Raw genomic sequence first — 14,715 nt, forward strand, 5'->3', positions numbered from 1 at the left:
ACTTCGGAAATCAACTCCCCGATCCTAGTGGGTGCGCTCTTGACCGCTCCCGGACGTTCCATTAAAGAGCGGCACCGGCCCCTGGTGCGTCCCTAGGATGGGCGGCATCATGTCGCACACCTTCCGCGTCGACCTGCGCGGCATCATCGACCTGCTCAGCCATCACCTGTACAGCAGCCCCCGCGTCTACGTGCGTGAACTGCTGCAGAACGCCGTCGACGCGATCACGGCGCGGCGTGAGCTCGACCCGTCCTGCCCCGCCGAGGTCTCGATCACCTGCGGCGCGGAGCTCCGGATCACCGACACCGGCGTGGGCCTCACCGAGGACGAGGTGCACGAGCTGCTGTCGACGCTCGGCCGCACCTCGAAGCGCGATGACCTGGGGTTCGCGCGCACCGGGTTCCTCGGCCAGTTCGGCGTCGGCATGCTGTCGTGCTTCCTCGTCGCTTCTTCAGTGACGGTCATCACCCGGTCCGCCCGCGGTGGTTCCGCCGTGCGCTGGCAAGCGGATTCCTCGGGCAACTACACGGTTTCCGCGGTGGACGACGACGTGCCGGTCGGCACGACGGTGCTGCTGACGGCGTCGCACGGCAACGAGCACTGGCTCGAAGCGGACGTGGTGCGGCCGCTGGTGAGCGACTACGGCGATCTGCTCCCGGCCGCCGTGACGCTGGACGGCTCCGTCGTGACCCGCGGCGAACGGCCGTGGGACGACGAGGACGCGGACCTGTCGTCGTACTGCGAGCAGATCTTCGGGTTCACGCCGTTCGAGGCGATCCCGATCGACGTCGAGGCGGCCGGGCTGACCGGTGTCGCGTTCGTGCTGCCGTCCGGGGTGCATCCGGGCACGCGGCAGACGCACCGGGTCTACCTGAAGCGGATGCTGGTCGGCGACAACGTCGAGGGCCTGCTGCCGGACTGGGCCTACTTCGTGCGGTGCGTGGTCGACGCGTCCGCGATCCGGCCGACGGCGTCGCGCGAGTCGCTGTACCAGGACGAGATGCTGCTGGCGGTGCGCGAGGAGCTGGGCGAGCAGATCCGCGACTGGCTGATCAGGCTGGACGCGATCGAGCCGCGCCGCGCCGGTGAGCTGCTGGCCGCGCACCACCTGGGGATCAAGTCGCTGGCGCGGTCGGACGACGAGATGCTGCGGCTGGTCGAGCGCTGGCTGCCGTTCGAGACGACGGACGGCCCGATCCCGTTGCGGCAGTTCAGACGCAAGCACGGCGCGATCCTCTACATCCCGGACGTCGACGAGTTCCACCAGCTCGCGCCGGTCGCGGCCGCGCAGGGGCTGGGCCTCGTGAACGCCGGCTACGCCTACGACCTGGAACTGCTGAACCGCCTGAGCGCGCTGGACGGACCGGCCGTCGCGCGCCGGGTGGCGCCTTCCGAGCTGCTGGCGGCGCTGGCCGATCCGGAACCGGGCATCGAGACGGCGTTGCGGCTGCGGCTGTCCGAGGGCGCGGTGGCACTGGACCGGCACGACTGCGACGCGGTGATCCGCGACTTCGACCCGGTCTCGCTGCCGGCCCTGCTGATCAGCAACGCCGAGCAGCAGCGCAAGCTCGACACCGAGCAGACCGCGGAGGAGGTCACCGATCCGTTGTGGGCGGAGCTGCTGGGACAGCTCACGGCGGAGTCCGGTTCCGCGCGGCCGGAGCAGCTGGTGCTGAACTGCCGCAACCCGCTCGTGCAGCGGCTCGCGCGGTTGACCGACCCGGCGCTGGTGGAACTGACGTTGGAGTCTCTGTACGTGCACGCCGTTCTTCAAGCGCGGCGGGCGATGCGACCGAAGGACACGGCGGCGCTCAACCGTTCGTTCCTGGAACTGCTGGACCGCGCCGTTGGGGGTAGATGACCATGACCGACTTCACCGCCGAGGACGCCGAAAGCGCGTTCCTGGAGGCGTACAACATGCCCACGGGCATGCCGAAGCACGAGGCGCTGGAACGTGCCGCGCGGATGTCCGACGCGCTCGGGCACCTGCCGCTCGGGGTGTCGTGCCGGATCGCGTTGATCGACTCCGCCTACTACCTCTCGCGCTACGACCTGATGCTCGCGCCGTTCGCGTGGGCCCGTGCCGCCGAGGAGAAGGATCCGGAGGCGTTCAACGACTACGAGATCCACTCGCTGAACTGGTCGCACAAGTGGATCGCGACCGGGCTGCGGCGGGACCCGCGGTTCTCGCTGGAGCAGCTGGAGGCCGTGATCGGGCAGCTCGCCGACCGCTACGGGCGGCTCGGGTTCTCGGTGCAGCCGGTGCACGGTGCGCGCGCCGAGCTCGCCTACCACGTCGGTGACCTGACGGGACTGGCCGAGCACCTCGGGAAGTACCTGGCCACCGAGTCCGGCCCGATGGCGGACTGCGACGCGTGCGTGGTCGAGGAGCAGGTCTGGATGCTGGCGCGGCTGGGGCGGCACCAGGAGGCCGCCGCGCACGGCTGGGAAGGCTTGTCCGGCAACACGAACTGTTCCACGCAGCCGCAGGGAATTCTCACGGCGCTGCTGTGGCCGTTGCTGGAGATCGGTGACGCCGAACGGGCGGCGCACGCGCACACGACCGCGTACCGGTTGATCAAGGACGACGAGATCACGTCGTACGTGCACGAGCACATCCGGTTCTGCGCGTTGACGGGCAACATCGCCCGCGGCGAGGACATCCTGCGCCGGTCGCTGCACAAGGTGACCGCGGCGCAGCTGCCGGCCGACGAGATGTCGTTCGCCGAGTGCGCTTCCGTGCTGCTGCAACGGATTGCCGCGGACACGGTGTTCGAGGTGCCGTCCGTCGGCACGCTGACGGCTGCCGCGTTGCTCGACCGGCTGTCGGCGCGGGCGGTGGAGCTGGCCAAGGCGTTCGACGCCCGCAACGGCACGACGGCGTGGCTCGACCGGGTGACGAAGGCGTTGGAGCAGGCCGCTTATCCGCACGTCGAGCTGGCGGTCCCGTCCGCGCCGGTGGCCGTGCCCGCCGACGAGCCGGTCGTGTCCGGCGATCCGGTGGAGATCGCCGAGACGATGGTGACGCTGTACGAGCAGGGTGACTTCGTGCGGGCGCGGCGGATGCTCGACTCGCTGCCGGCGGACATGGACTCGTTGCTGCCGCCCGATCTCGCGGCGCACGCGGGCATCCGGCGGATGACGACGGGGCTGGTGCCGTTCGATCCCGCGGTGTTCGAGGAGCTGCTGACCCAGCTGCCGCACGACTACGCGCTGCGGTACCAGGCGCGGATGGCGATCGGGCTGGAAGGCGGCCTGGAGCTCGCCGAGCGGTGCCTGGCCGAGGCCGAGTCCGACTTCACGCGGTCGGTCGCGGCGCTGACGCTGGCCGAGTTGCTCGACGACGCGCACGCGCACGAGCGGGCTTCGGAGATGCTGGCTTTGGCGTCCTCTCTGGACGTTCCGGAGCTGCGCGGCCGGGTCCTGGTCGAGGCGGCGGAACACCGGGCGCGGCAACAGGATCTCGAAGGCGCCTACGCCGGCGTCGTGGCGGCCATGGCCGGTGAGCTGCCGCCGAGCGCGCGGTTCGAGGGCTTCCGGCTGCGATTGCGGCTGGAGACGGTGCAAGGTCGCGTGGCAGAGGCGATGGCGACGGCGCGCGAGTTCGTGTCGGCGTTCCCGCTCCCGGAAGCCGCCGAGGCGCGCTGGTACCAGGTCGCCGCCATCCAGGAGCTGGACCAGGAGGCCGCGTGCCTGTCCGACCTGCGCGAGGCCGTGGCGATCTCGCGCGTGCACCTCTCCCCCGGCCACACCGCGCACTTCTGCTTCGCGCTGAGCGGCGGGTACGTGCAGACGGACAGGTTCGTCGAGGCCGCCGAGGTGCTCGAGGAGTCGTTGCGGCTGCTGCAGGACGGCCAGGAGGACCTGCGGCTGCAGGTGGTGTTCCGGCTCGGGCAGGTGTGCCGCAAGCTGGGTGAGCTCCCGGCGGCCGAGCGGTACCTGCGCGAGGCGTCCGAACTGCTGCCGCCGGAGGAGGTGGCGCGCCGGGCGTTCCTGCTGGACGCGCTCGCCTCCGTGCAGGGCCGGATGAACAAGCACGACGAGGCCACGGCTTCCTGGCGTGCGGCGGCCGCGTTGTGGCAGCAGGAAGGCAACGTCTCGGAGGCGATCGGCTCGCTGGTCGAGCTGGCCTCGAACCTGCCGGACGACGACATCGTCGAGACCCGTGCCGCCGTCGACGAGGCCGAGGCGCTGCTGCCGGCGCTCGACGACCCGACGGAGGTCACGCGGCGGCAGGCGGAGATCGTCGCGATCCGCGCGTGGGTGCACGGCCAGGCCGGTGAGTTCGCGCTGGCGATGAAGCACTACCGGGACGCCGAGGCGCTGGTGGTGTCGCTGGGCGACGAGGGCTGGCGGGTGTTCGTCGTGCTGCGGGCGGCGCACGTGCTGCTGAACGCCGACGACCCCGAGGGCGCGGAGGCCGAGGCGCGCCGGGCGGCATCGCTGCTGCCCGACGACAGCCAGGTCGGGAACGTGCTGTCGGTGCTGTCGGAGGCGTTGCAGCGCCAGAAGAAGGCGTCCGGAACGGATCCGCTGGTGCGTGAGCTGACAGCCAGGCTGGGCTAGCCGTTCAGGACTGCTTCGGCGGCCTCCGCGATCGTGCGGCGGGGGCCGTCGTGGCCGAGCGTCAGCACGTGTTCCAGTGCTTTCTTGTAGGCGACGTCGAACGCCTCGTCCGCGGGTACCTCGACGTGCGGGACGACGCCGACGGCTTCCCAGTTCGTGCCGGAGATCGGGTTGATCGCGCGGCCGTTGGGGATCGACGACTTGAGGTGCGGGCCGACCCGATAGCGGTCGCCGGGGTGGGCACCGCCCCTGGTGGTCTCGCCGATGAGGGTGGCGCGCTTGTTCTGCTGCAGGTTGTAGCTCAGCTCTTCCGCGCCGGAGAACGTGCGGTTGCTGGTGAGCACGAAGATCGGCTTCTCGCCGCCGAACCTGGGGCCGGGAACGTGCGGCAGCGTCCAGTACTGCTCGGTGGTGTCGTCCGGGCGGTTGTAGATGTCGTTGAGGTGCACGCGCTCGTCGAACAGGTAGCTGCAGATCAGGGCCACGGTGTTGGGGTCACCGCCGCCGTTGTCGCGCAGGTCGATGATCAGCGCGTCGGTGTGGGCGATCAGGTTCATGGCCGCGGTGACGGCCGGCGTGGCGATCTCAGCGTCGTGCAGCAGCCGGAGGTTCAGCAGGCCGACGTTGCCCTTGAGCCGCTCGACCTTGGTGATGCCGAACGCGTCGAGCTCGGCTTCTCTGCGGTAGGCCACCGGGTCCCAGGCCGACTCCTGACCGGTCTCCGGCACCTCGTCGTGGCTGTACAGCAGGCGGAGGTGCTTGTCGCCGTTGACCGACTGGAGGTCGGCGGTGACGCGCTCGGCGAACCCCTCATCGTCCACATCGGAGTAAGCGCCCTCTGCCAGCCTGGCCCGCAGGACCTTGGTGATGTCCTCGGCGACGTCCGGGAAAACGTAGTAGGAAGCCAGCTGGGAGCACAGGAGTTCGACCTCTGATTCGCGCACGGGCGCACAGTAGCCGCGCACCCGGCTCGCGTCAGCTCAATTCCGTTGGTCGCGGGCGGAGGCATAGAGGCACACCGCGGCGGCCGTCGCGAGGTTGAGGCTTTCGGCGGCGCCGTACAGCGGCACCTTGAGCGAGGTGTCGAGGGAGGCGACGACGTCGTCGGGCAGGCCGTGGGCCTCGCTGCCGAACACCCACGCGGTGGGCTGGGCCAGCTCACCCCTGACCGAGGCCTCGACGAGGTCGGTCCCGGCGTAGCCGTCGGCGGCGACGAGACGGAGACCGGCGGCGCGGCAGGCGGCGAAAACCTCTGCGGCGTCACGGGAACGCGCGATCGGCAGGTGGAAGAGCGAGCCCGTGGAGGCGCGCACGCACTTGCCGTTGTGCGGGTCGACGGTGTCACCGGCGAAGATCACCGCGTCGGCACCGGCCGCGTCCGCCACGCGCGTGACGGTGCCCGCGTTGCCGGGATCGGAGACGCCGTGGAGCACGGCGACGAGGCGGGGTGTGCCCTGCAGCGCGGTGTCCAGCGGCTGCGGCACGGCGTCGCAGGCCGCGACAAGGCCTTGGGGCGTCACGGTTTCCGACAGCGACGCGGCGGCCTTGTCGGTGACCTCGCTGATCCGGATGCCCGCCTGCGCGGCGCTCTGGAGCAGCTCGGGGTTGCGTTCCGCGGCCATCGCCGTGACGAAGAGTTCGTGGACCTGACCGTTCTTCCAGGCGAGTGCCTCTCGCACGGCCTGGGCGCCCTCGACGAGGAAGCGGCCTGCCTTGTCACGGCCCTGGCGGCGGGTCAGGTGGCGAGCAGCAACGACCCGAGGTGTCCGTTCGGTGAACGGAGCTGCCTCGGGTCGTTGTCCGCGTGCGTGCTGGCTCAGGCCTTGTCCTCGGCCGGGGCGTTCACGTCGGCCGGGAGCGCCTTGCGGGCGATCTCGACGAGGGCCGCGAAGGCGGTGGCGTCGGTGACGGCGAGGTCCGCGAGGATCTTGCGGTCGACCTCGACGCCTCCGAGCCGCAGGCCCTGGATGAGACGGTTGTAGGTCATGCCGTTCGCGCGGGCAGCGGCGTTGATGCGCTGGATCCACAGCTTGCGGAAGTCACCCTTGCGCGCGCGGCGGTCGCGGTACGCGTAGTTGAGCGAGTGGAGCACCTGCTCCTTGGCCTTGCGGTACAGCCTCGAGCGCTGGCCGCGGTAACCGCTCGCCAGCTCAAGGGTGGTACGACGCTTCTTCTGGGCATTCACAGCCCGCTTGACGCGTGCCACGGGTCCATCCTGTCGATCTCATGGGGGGAGGGGTCGGGGCCCTCCCCCGAGTTGCTAAGGGGTGTCGAAGCGGGTCAGAGACCGAGCAGCTTCTTGATGCGCGGCGCGTCGTTCTCCGACACGACCGCGGTGCCGCTCATGCGACGGGTGACGCGGCTCGACTTCTTCTCCAGGATGTGGCGCTTGCCGGCCTTCTCCCGGACGATCTTGCCGCTACCGGTGACCTTGAAACGCTTCGAGGTCCCGCTGTGCGTCTTGTTCTTCGGCATTTCCGTCCTCGTCTCGTGCTACCCACCGGGTCGGGGGCGGGCATGCGTCCTATTCGGCGGCTTCGGCGGCGTCGTCCCCCTGGACGACGTCGTCCTGGTCCTGCTTGACCGGACGCGCCTTGATGTTCTTGTGCGGCGCCAACACCATGATCATGTTGCGGCCGTCCTGCTTGGGGTTGGACTCGACGAAGCCCAGCTCCGCGACGTCCTCCGCCAGCTTCTGCAGCAACCGGTAGCCGAGCTCGGGGCGCGACTGCTCTCGACCGCGGAACATGATGGTCACCTTGACCTTGTTCCCGTGCGAGAGGAAGCGGGCCACGTGGCCCTTCTTCGTCTGATAGTCGTGCGGGTCGATCTTCGGCCGGAGCTTCTGCTCCTTGATGACCGTCAGCTGCTGGTTACGGCGAGATTCACGAGCCTTCTGAGCGGTCTCGTACTTGAACTTGCCGTAGTCCATGAGCTTGCAGACCGGAGGTCGAGCCTGCGCGGCGACCTCGACGAGGTCCAGATCCGATTCCTGCGCGAGTCGGAGTGCGTCCTCGATGCGAACGATGCCGACCTGCTCGCCGTTCGGTCCGACCAGACGGACCTCAGGCACGCGGATGCGGTCGTTGATGCGCGGCTCGGTGCTCGCGGGAGCACCTCGGTTCGAGGGACTTGTCATTCACGTCCTTTGCGACTCGTTTGCGCCAAAAACAAGAGCCCCGTCGTCGATGACGACAGGGCCCGCTTCCGACCGATCGCAAACCTGTGGCCTCGGACACCCGTGTGCCCTGGCGTTCAGGAGGACCGGACCCGGCCACCTCAAGAAACGGTGATCGCGGGTGGGAGCGGGGCTCCACTTGCCGCTCTCGCACTAACGAGAGCTGGTCGCGTCGGAAATAGTAGCAGACGCCGTTGTCAACCCCCGAATCGCGGGCCCGCGACGTCCGCTTGCTTGAATGGTGCCGTGACTGAGCCGCTTGAAGACAGCATCCGTGACCTGGGCGATGTTCCCAGCATCGAGGTCATCAGCCGGGCGGCCGTGATGCTGCTGTCCGCCGCCGCGGAGCGCCTGGGCCTCGCCGACCCGGACCCGGACAACTCCCCGCGCCGCGACCTGGACGAGGCCCGCCGCCTGATCACCGCCCTGGCCGGCCTGGTCACCGCGTCCTCGGAGTACCTCGGCCCGCACGCCGCACCGCTGAAGGACGGCCTGCAGTCGGTGCAGCGCGCGTTCCGCGAGGCCTCCGTCGTCCCCGACGAACCGGGCCAGGGTCCCGGCGAGAAGTACACCGGCCCGGTCTACTGATCCGCTCTCACCACGACGGGCTCCCAGGGCTCTGCCCTGATCTGGAACACCGCACTGGCCCGCTGCCCGGTGGCCGCCCTGAACGTGATGGCGCTGCCGTTGTAGAGCGGCCCGATCTCCAGGTGCTCGGCCGGGGGCTCGTTGTGCTGGGAAAGCCCGAGCACCCTGCTCCCCGGCACCACGGACACCGTGAGCTGCTCGATGACGGCGGGCCCGCCGAAGTAGCTGAGCCGGAACTCGTCCGGCGCTCCGGGCGTGATGGCGAACGTGGGCATGCCTCGCCTGCTCCGTTCGGCGGCGAGGGCCTCGGTGATCTCGTTGACCTGCTGCGTGGCCTGCTGGGCTGTGAGTTGCGCCTCATCGGCCAGCATCCGCGACGCCGTGGCCGCCTCCTGCCCCTGCGCCGCTTCCTTCCTGGCTTCCTCCGCCGCAGTCTTGGCCTGCAGCGCACTCGTCGCGGCCTGCTCGACGGCCTTGCGCGCGGCCTGCGCCTCTTCCTGCGCCCTGTTCGCGGCCTGCTCGGCGTTCCTGGCGGCTTCCTGCGCCTTCTTCGCCTCACGGGCCTGCCACAACGCGGCGGCCATCGCGCACATCGCCACAACGGCGGAAATCACGGCCAGCGCGATCATGCCCGCACCCCCAGCGCCGCGAGCTGCCTTCTGGCCAGCTCTTCGATGGTGTCGGTGTCACCGGTGCGCCATCCGACCGCGGGGTCGCTGGGGAACTTGGCCAGTTCCCTCGGCTTCAGACTGGTAAGCGCTCGCAGGGCAAGCAGGTCCGGCATGTCCTTGAGTCTCGCGGTGTGGCCGGCTTTGAAGGCGTACCGGAGCCTCAGCGGCAGCCAGGTGATGAGCAGAAACAGGACGGGCACCGCGATGAGAGCGGTTGCAAGCCAGAACGCGGTGTCCTGAACCACACCGATCTGGGTGTTGCCCGCGCCGATGAGCGACTCGCCGGCCTTGGTGCCGTTGCCGAGCGCTCCGGACAGGTCGTCGCCGACGAACGGGACACCTTTGGCTTTGTCGGCGGCGTTGGTGAAGACGTCGCGGATGTCGCCGCCCGCGTTGACCAGGCCGTCGCCGGGGGCTCTCAGTTCGAGGACCCGGTCGTGGGTGGTGGTGGCCACCCAGATCCACAGGGCCACCCACCCGACGGCGAGGAGGTCGGCGATCAGCTGACGCGTGAGCCTGACAGGTCTGTCCGCGTACCACTTCATGGAGCGATGGTTTCACAAACAACAACCAACGGATCCGTGTCGCCCGTCAAGCAGAACGCTCACGCCGTAGTCATGAGCCTGGCCCAGTGCTCGCCCGGCCGCCGCCCGATCCAGCCGCCGTACAGCAACGCCCACCGCCGGCTCGGCTCGCCCCAGAACTCGTTGACCTTGCGCACCGACTCGTCCCGCGGCAAGCCCTGCGCGGTGAGGGCCCTGGCGGTGTCGGTCATGACCTTCTCGTGGTCGTCGTCGCACGCGTACAGGAAGTCGGTCTTCGCGGTGCTCAGCAGCATCATCGGTTGGATGTCGTCCTCGAAGCCTTCTAGGCGTGTGCCGCGTTCTGCCCAGAACGTCACGGTGGTGGTTACCGGAATTACGTCGTCGTACGGCTCGGAGATGGAGAACAGCGCGGTCACCGGTTTCTGTGCTTGTCGGAGGCACGCGCGTGCATACGCTAGTGACACGCCCAGCAGTTCGGCCAGGTCGTTGCCGCGTGGGATTTCCTGGCTGTTGATGTCGGCCTCGTAGGTCTGCAGGTCACCGTCCGGACTGGTGCCGTTGGACAGGTTGCGCAGGAGGTAGGCGCCGGAGTCGTGCTCGATCCAGCCCTTGGTCGCGGTGGCGGCCAGGGTGGGTGGCAGAGGGGCTTCGTCGGGGCGGATCGCGTGCAGTGCTGCTCGCATTCGGAGGTTGGCCTTCTCCGATATCAACCGTTTCCTCCAAACTGGTGATGGCGTGCCTCTGGGTGGAGGCACGCCATCAGCAAAGCACCTGTCGATCAGGGTCCGCGCGTTGGATTCCGCTCAGCACGAGTCAGCTGGTCACTTGATGAGCGTCGAGCCAGCGGCGGACAGCCGCGCGCGTGAACTCGGGATAAAGGTGCCGGCCTGCCATCCACTCGCCGTGACTGCGCAGCTCCGGCACAAGATGCAGATCTCGCATCAGCGATAAACCCGAGGAATCGTCTTGCTCACGCGAGGCTCGCAGAACCAGGTTTCCGTCCAGCGACAACATGACGAACGACGGCAGGCCGAACCCGTGCCCGAGCAGACTCGCCGCACCCGCACCGGCGAGGTCCCACGACTCCATGAGAGCGACCTTCGCCCACCAGAACGTCGCGGCCTGCTCGGTGTCCTCGTCATCCTCGATCTTGACCCCGAGCAGGAACCGTCTGTCATCGTCGAAGAACTCGGAGTCCAGGCACATCTGCAGCCACGCCGCGTTCAGCTTCTCCACCCGCTGCGGCTCGTCGGGCCCGACCTTCACCGCGACCACGAGCGTGTCACCGATGCCTCCGAACGACGCGAGCGTCGGCGGCACGTACGCGACGTCGGCGTCTGCCAAGCCGACGTAGTCGAGGCCCGCAACGGCGAGAGACTCGGCGAGGCCGATCTCGTCCATCTCCACGATCTCCGAACATGATGTCGACAAAGGGCCGGTGTGCCCGACTGATCGCGCGCACCGGCCCTCTGGTCAGTTGCCTACGGGATCAAACGCTTGCCAGTTCGGCCTAGGCGTTCTGGTCGCCCATTTAACAGGTTTCAGGTTGTCGTAGTTGTGGTTCCTCGTATACCACATCTCACCGGTTTTCGGGTTGGAGACAACACGAAGGAGGCTGGTGTCGTCCCCGTTGTAGAAGATCGGCATGCCGTGCATGCGCCGGTACCGGATGGGCGTGATGTTTTCCCCTCTGCGGTTGAATTGATCCCTCTTGAAGTCACGCACGCCGTCGGAGTCCCTGCGCTGCGGGCAATCGTCGTTGCTTACGAGGTCGCTCACCAACGCGCGGACATCCTTTTCTACCGTCCAGAACTGCTCCCGTGCAGCGGTATCCGCTGTACGCCCCGCAATCGCGGCGTCTGAATAGTTCTCATCCGGCACCCAAAGACTTGTCGGGCTGGCCGCATCGCCCTCGGTTCCGGTCTCGCCATCACCGCAGTTGTGGACCAGTACGTCGGCAGCGGCGCTCTGCCCACGCCCGGCAGCACCCACGTAGTACGTGTGAGTCCCGTCGACCGTCAGGTTGTAGACCAGCTGAACCTTGGAGAACGACCGAGTCCCCAGCACCGTCGCCGGACGGTTGTCCGCCGTGGTGAACCGGTACCCGGGCTTCAGGTCCTCCGCGTGCTTCCACTCCCGCAGCGAGGAAACCCGGAACGGGTGCGCATCCGTCGCGGTGATCTTCCCGACGCCCTTCAGCGTCAGCACCGAGATCTCGTAGAGCTCCCGCTCCGACTCGTGCACCCGCTGGTCCGTCACGACCTTGATCGAGGTCTTGCCCGTGGTCGGATCAGTGGCGATCACTCGATCACCAGGCTTGACGTCCTTGATCGGCTTACGGGAACCATCAGCCATCAACACCGTGGTCGAACCGTCGAAACTGTTCGTGTTGCAGGACACCAGCGCGCGACGATCGGCCGGAGTCCTTCGCGGCGTCGTTACCGCGGTTCTTCTTCGACCCGAGCAACGACAACGCGTCCCCAAGCCCAGGAATCTGGCTGTTCGCGAAGTCCGAGACCGCTTCCTCCGCCACCGTCTGGATGACCGAGGTACCCGGCTTCACCACCGTCGCCTTGATGATCTCCCACGTCTTGTTGACGTCCTGGACGTTCTCCGCCAGCGCCGACACCTTGCGCGCCGGCAGGTTGGGCGCCGACGACACCAGGTCCTCGATCGCGATCCGCGGCTTCAGAGCAGCCTGCAGCAGCGGCAGCGGGTTGTTCTTGGCCGCGTAGGCGATGGCTGCCTTGGCACGCTTGGTGATCGCTGCCATGGCGGCCGCGCGGGCCGCCACTTCGGCCGCAGCTCTGCGTGCGGCGTCCTTCAGAGCTGTATATGGCGAAGTCTCCCGCTCGCGGTCTGAAGCCGTCCTGCCGCGTGCACAGGAGGTTCCGGCATACCGCGCTCGATGCTGCAGCTCGCGTCGTACGGCGTGTGCGTGACGCACAGGACCGGCTTGTTCGCCCTGGCCTGCCAGCCGTAGCCGATCCCCGAACGACGAAGGCGCGCCCTGGTTTCAGGGCGCGCCTTCCTCGTTCAACACAGGTCAGTCGACGACGGCCAGCGCGTCGATCTCCACCAGCAGACCGGCCGGCAGTCCCACGTAGACGGTCGTGCGGGCGGGCGCCGGCTCCGTCACGAACTCGCCGTAGACCTCGTTCAGCTCCGCGAAGTGCGCGGTGTCGGTGAGGTAGACGCGGATCATCACCACGTCGTCGATGGACGCGCCACCGGCGGCCAGCACCGCGTTGAGGTTCGCGAAGGTCTGGCGCGTCTGCTCGGCCACCGTGGTGCCGACGATCTCGCCGGACTTCGGGTCGAACGCGACCTGACCGGCGACCTGCAGGATGTTGCCCTTGCGCACACCCTGCGAGAACTTCGCCACCGGCTGCGGTGCCTCGGCAGTCTTGATCTCAACCTTGGACAACGGATTTCCCCTTATCTCGGAACGTAACCGCACTCGACGGAGGCAGCTTCGGCGGTGGCGAGCAGGTCGGGCAGGTGGGCCAGCAGCCCGTCGAAGTCGAGCAGCACCTTCGGCACCGACATCGAGACCGCGGCGAGCACCTCGCCCCGCGCACCCTTGATCGGGGCGGCGATGCAGTGGATGAAGTCCTCGTGCTCGGCGTTGTCGACGGCGTAACCGTTGGCGCGCACGCGTTCCAGCTCCGCCAGGTAGGCGGTCGGGCCGATGATGGTGTTCGCCGTGAGCCGTGGGAACTCCATGCCGGCCAGCAGCTTCTGCAACGTCGGCGCGGGCAGGTCGGCCAGGAGGATCTTCGCCACGGCCGTGCAGTGCAACGGCGCGCGGCGGCCGATGCGTGAGTACATCCGCATCGGGTGGCTCGACTCGTACTTGTCGATGTAGATCACCTCACCGTCCTCGTAGGACGCCAGGTGGATCGTGTAACCCAGGCGGGAGTTGAGGTCGCGCAACGCGGGCTCGGCCGCGCGCCGGACGTCGCGTTCCTCCAGGGCGCGGTTGGCGAGGTCGAAGAGCGCCGTGCCGAGGCGGTAGTGGTGCACACCGTCGCGCTGCACGAACCGGTGCGACTCCAGCGTGCGCAGCAGCCGCAGCGTCGTCGACTTGTGCACACCGATCACGCCGGACAGCTCGTCCAGCGTCTTCGGGCCCGTCGCGAGCTGGCTCACCAGCGTGAGCGCGCGGTCGAGGCTCTGGCTCATCTAGACCTCCAGGCGGGCGGACGCCCAGGTCCGCGGGTCGGCGCGCAGCAGCGGATCTGTCACGTCGTCCGGCAAAGGATCGCCGACGTCCTCCGCGGTGAGCAAAGCGGCAGCGGCCTGCAGGTGCCCCGCGCGCAACCGCACCGACGGCGTCTCCCCCGCCAGCGTCGCCGCCAGGAACCCGGCCGCGAACGCGTCACCCGCGCCGACCGGTTCCACGACCTCGACCTTCAGCGCCGGTTCGAAGTGCGTCGAACCGCCTTCCAGCAGGGTCGCGCCGTCGGCCCCGTGCTTCACCACCAGCGAGGCCGGGCCGGGCAGCAGCATCCGCAGCCGGGCCGGATCACCGGTGCCCCACACCAGTTCCGCCTCGTCGGAACCCGCGAGGACGATGTCGGCCAGGTCCGCGAGCTCCCGCAGCACGCGCGGATCGCGATCGGCCCACAGCGCGGGCCGCCAGTTCAGGTCGAACGAGATCTTGAAGCCGTGCCGCGGCCGCCTCAGCAGCTCGCGCATCATCGCGAGGCACGAGTCGGACAGGGCGGCCGTGATTCCGCTGACGTGCACCAGCTTCACCTCGCGGAGGTCGAGCCGGTCGATCATCTCCAGTCCCATGCCCGACGCAGCGGAGCCCTGCCGGTAGTAGCGCACCGGGCTGCCGTGCGGTGAGGCCTCCTTGACGTAGAGGCCGGTCGGGCGGGCCGGGTCGACGCGCACGCGCGACACGTCCACGCCGAAGCCGCCGATCGTGTCGAGCACCGCCAGCCCGAACGAGTCGTCGCCGACCGCGCCGACCCACGCCGCGCCGACGCCGAGGCGCGTGAGGTGGCAGGCGACGTTGGACTCGGCGCCGCCGATGGCCCGGTGCCAGGTCCGCACGAGGTGCACGGGACCGGGCTCAGCCGGAACCATCATCACCATGGTCTCGCCGAGGCAAACGACACCGCCTACGTGTTCGAACCGCATGCGTGCTCCAGAGGTG

Annotated in this window: 17 protein-coding genes; 3 read left to right on the top strand and 14 right to left on the bottom strand. The window is 68.7% G+C overall.

Annotated elements, in window-relative coordinates; translation table 11 throughout:
• Positions 1-109 precede the first annotated feature (109 nt).
• Both C8D87_RS35350 and C8D87_RS35355 read left to right on the top strand, forming a co-directional pair.
• A complete protein-coding gene (locus tag C8D87_RS35350) occupies positions 110-1,861 on the top strand; it encodes an HSP90 family protein (RefSeq protein ID WP_112230533.1) in 1,752 nt (583 codons plus the stop codon).
• A gap of 2 nt (positions 1,862-1,863) precedes the next feature.
• Complete coding sequence (locus tag C8D87_RS35355) at positions 1,864-4,566, top strand: hypothetical protein (protein WP_112230136.1); 2,703 nt, start codon at positions 1,864-1,866, stop codon at positions 4,564-4,566.
• On the opposite strand, the gene C8D87_RS35360 is transcribed toward C8D87_RS35355, so the two are convergent.
• The 5 genes from C8D87_RS35360 to infC form a co-directional block, all read right to left on the bottom strand.
• Positions 4,563-5,510 carry a S41 family peptidase gene (locus C8D87_RS35360; protein ID WP_112230535.1) on the bottom strand — a complete coding sequence of 316 codons (948 nt, stop codon included), beginning with the start codon at positions 5,508-5,510 and terminating at the stop codon, positions 4,563-4,565. The genes C8D87_RS35355 and C8D87_RS35360 overlap by 4 nt on opposite strands.
• A 36-nt stretch (positions 5,511-5,546) precedes the next feature.
• Positions 5,547-6,386, bottom strand: a complete 840-nt coding sequence (locus C8D87_RS35365) for a TrmH family RNA methyltransferase (RefSeq protein WP_112230537.1) — start codon at positions 6,384-6,386, stop codon at positions 5,547-5,549.
• On the bottom strand, positions 6,383-6,772 hold the full coding sequence (rplT, locus tag C8D87_RS35370) for a 50S ribosomal protein L20 (RefSeq protein ID WP_109640905.1): 390 nt from the start codon (positions 6,770-6,772) through the stop codon (positions 6,383-6,385). Before rplT ends, C8D87_RS35365 begins: the two co-directional genes overlap by 4 nt.
• A gap of 74 nt (positions 6,773-6,846) precedes the next feature.
• Positions 6,847-7,041 carry a 50S ribosomal protein L35 gene (gene rpmI, locus C8D87_RS35375; protein WP_109640906.1) on the bottom strand — a complete coding sequence of 65 codons (195 nt, stop codon included), beginning with the start codon at positions 7,039-7,041 and terminating at the stop codon, positions 6,847-6,849.
• 49 nt (positions 7,042-7,090) lie between these two features.
• Complete coding sequence (infC, locus tag C8D87_RS35380) at positions 7,091-7,705, bottom strand: translation initiation factor IF-3 (protein ID WP_109640907.1); 615 nt, start codon at positions 7,703-7,705, stop codon at positions 7,091-7,093.
• Between the two features lie 285 nt (positions 7,706-7,990).
• Here infC and C8D87_RS35385 point away from each other — a divergent pair, with 285 nt between their 5' ends.
• Positions 7,991-8,332 carry a DUF1844 domain-containing protein gene (locus C8D87_RS35385; protein ID WP_112230138.1) on the top strand — a complete coding sequence of 114 codons (342 nt, stop codon included), beginning with the start codon at positions 7,991-7,993 and terminating at the stop codon, positions 8,330-8,332.
• Here the strand turns inward: C8D87_RS35385 and C8D87_RS35390 are convergent.
• The 9 genes from C8D87_RS35390 to C8D87_RS35430 form a co-directional block, all read right to left on the bottom strand.
• Positions 8,326-8,961, bottom strand: coding sequence for a hypothetical protein (locus C8D87_RS35390; protein ID WP_112230140.1), 636 nt, complete (start codon positions 8,959-8,961; stop codon positions 8,326-8,328). The genes C8D87_RS35385 and C8D87_RS35390 overlap by 7 nt on opposite strands.
• A complete protein-coding gene (locus tag C8D87_RS35395) occupies positions 8,958-9,548 on the bottom strand; it encodes a hypothetical protein (RefSeq protein WP_112230142.1) in 591 nt (196 codons plus the stop codon). The genes C8D87_RS35390 and C8D87_RS35395 overlap by 4 nt, the downstream gene beginning before the upstream one ends.
• Positions 9,549-9,607: 59 nt before the next feature.
• Positions 9,608-10,231, bottom strand: coding sequence for a hypothetical protein (locus C8D87_RS35400; protein WP_112230144.1), 624 nt, complete (start codon positions 10,229-10,231; stop codon positions 9,608-9,610).
• A 130-nt stretch (positions 10,232-10,361) separates the two neighbouring features.
• Complete coding sequence (locus tag C8D87_RS35405) at positions 10,362-10,955, bottom strand: hypothetical protein (protein ID WP_112230146.1); 594 nt, start codon at positions 10,953-10,955, stop codon at positions 10,362-10,364.
• 66 nt (positions 10,956-11,021) lie between these two features.
• On the bottom strand, positions 11,022-11,903 hold the full coding sequence (locus C8D87_RS35410) for a Hint domain-containing protein (protein WP_112230148.1): 882 nt from the start codon (positions 11,901-11,903) through the stop codon (positions 11,022-11,024).
• Positions 11,896-12,342, bottom strand: coding sequence for a hypothetical protein (locus C8D87_RS35415; protein WP_112230150.1), 447 nt, complete (start codon positions 12,340-12,342; stop codon positions 11,896-11,898). The genes C8D87_RS35410 and C8D87_RS35415 overlap by 8 nt, the downstream gene beginning before the upstream one ends.
• A gap of 252 nt (positions 12,343-12,594) precedes the next feature.
• The gene (locus C8D87_RS35420) at positions 12,595-12,975 is read right to left on the bottom strand and encodes a RidA family protein (protein WP_112230152.1); all 381 of its coding nucleotides are present in this window, start codon (positions 12,973-12,975) and stop codon (positions 12,595-12,597) included.
• An 11-nt stretch (positions 12,976-12,986) separates the two neighbouring features.
• A complete protein-coding gene (locus tag C8D87_RS35425; protein WP_109640915.1) occupies positions 12,987-13,733 on the bottom strand; it encodes an IclR family transcriptional regulator in 747 nt (248 codons plus the stop codon).
• A complete protein-coding gene (locus tag C8D87_RS35430; RefSeq protein WP_112230154.1) occupies positions 13,734-14,699 on the bottom strand; it encodes a sugar kinase in 966 nt (321 codons plus the stop codon).
• Positions 14,700-14,715: the final 16 nt, after the last annotated feature.

Source organism: Lentzea atacamensis (assembly GCF_003269295.1).
Taxonomy (GTDB): Bacteria; Actinomycetota; Actinomycetes; order Mycobacteriales; family Pseudonocardiaceae; genus Lentzea; species Lentzea atacamensis.

Excerpts from the sequence above, each read along its gene's own strand:
- C8D87_RS35410 (WP_112230148.1), bottom strand. The coding sequence starts at position 11,903 with ATGGCTGATGGTTCCCGTAAGCCGATCAAGGACGTCAAGCCTGGTGAT.
- C8D87_RS35430 (WP_112230154.1), bottom strand. The coding sequence starts at position 14,699 with ATGCGGTTCGAACACGTAGGCGGTGTCGTTTGCCTCGGCGAGACCATG.
- C8D87_RS35355 (WP_112230136.1), top strand. The coding sequence starts at position 1,864 with ATGACCGACTTCACCGCCGAGGACGCCGAAAGCGCGTTCCTGGAGGCG.
- C8D87_RS35395 (WP_112230142.1), bottom strand. The coding sequence starts at position 9,548 with ATGAAGTGGTACGCGGACAGACCTGTCAGGCTCACGCGTCAGCTGATC.
- C8D87_RS35350 (WP_112230533.1), top strand. The coding sequence starts at position 110 with ATGTCGCACACCTTCCGCGTCGACCTGCGCGGCATCATCGACCTGCTC.
- C8D87_RS35390 (WP_112230140.1), bottom strand. The coding sequence starts at position 8,961 with ATGATCGCGCTGGCCGTGATTTCCGCCGTTGTGGCGATGTGCGCGATG.
- rpmI (WP_109640906.1), bottom strand. The coding sequence starts at position 7,041 with ATGCCGAAGAACAAGACGCACAGCGGGACCTCGAAGCGTTTCAAGGTC.
- infC (WP_109640907.1), bottom strand. The coding sequence starts at position 7,705 with ATGACAAGTCCCTCGAACCGAGGTGCTCCCGCGAGCACCGAGCCGCGC.
- C8D87_RS35400 (WP_112230144.1), bottom strand. The coding sequence starts at position 10,231 with ATGCGAGCAGCACTGCACGCGATCCGCCCCGACGAAGCCCCTCTGCCA.
- C8D87_RS35425 (WP_109640915.1), bottom strand. The coding sequence starts at position 13,733 with ATGAGCCAGAGCCTCGACCGCGCGCTCACGCTGGTGAGCCAGCTCGCG.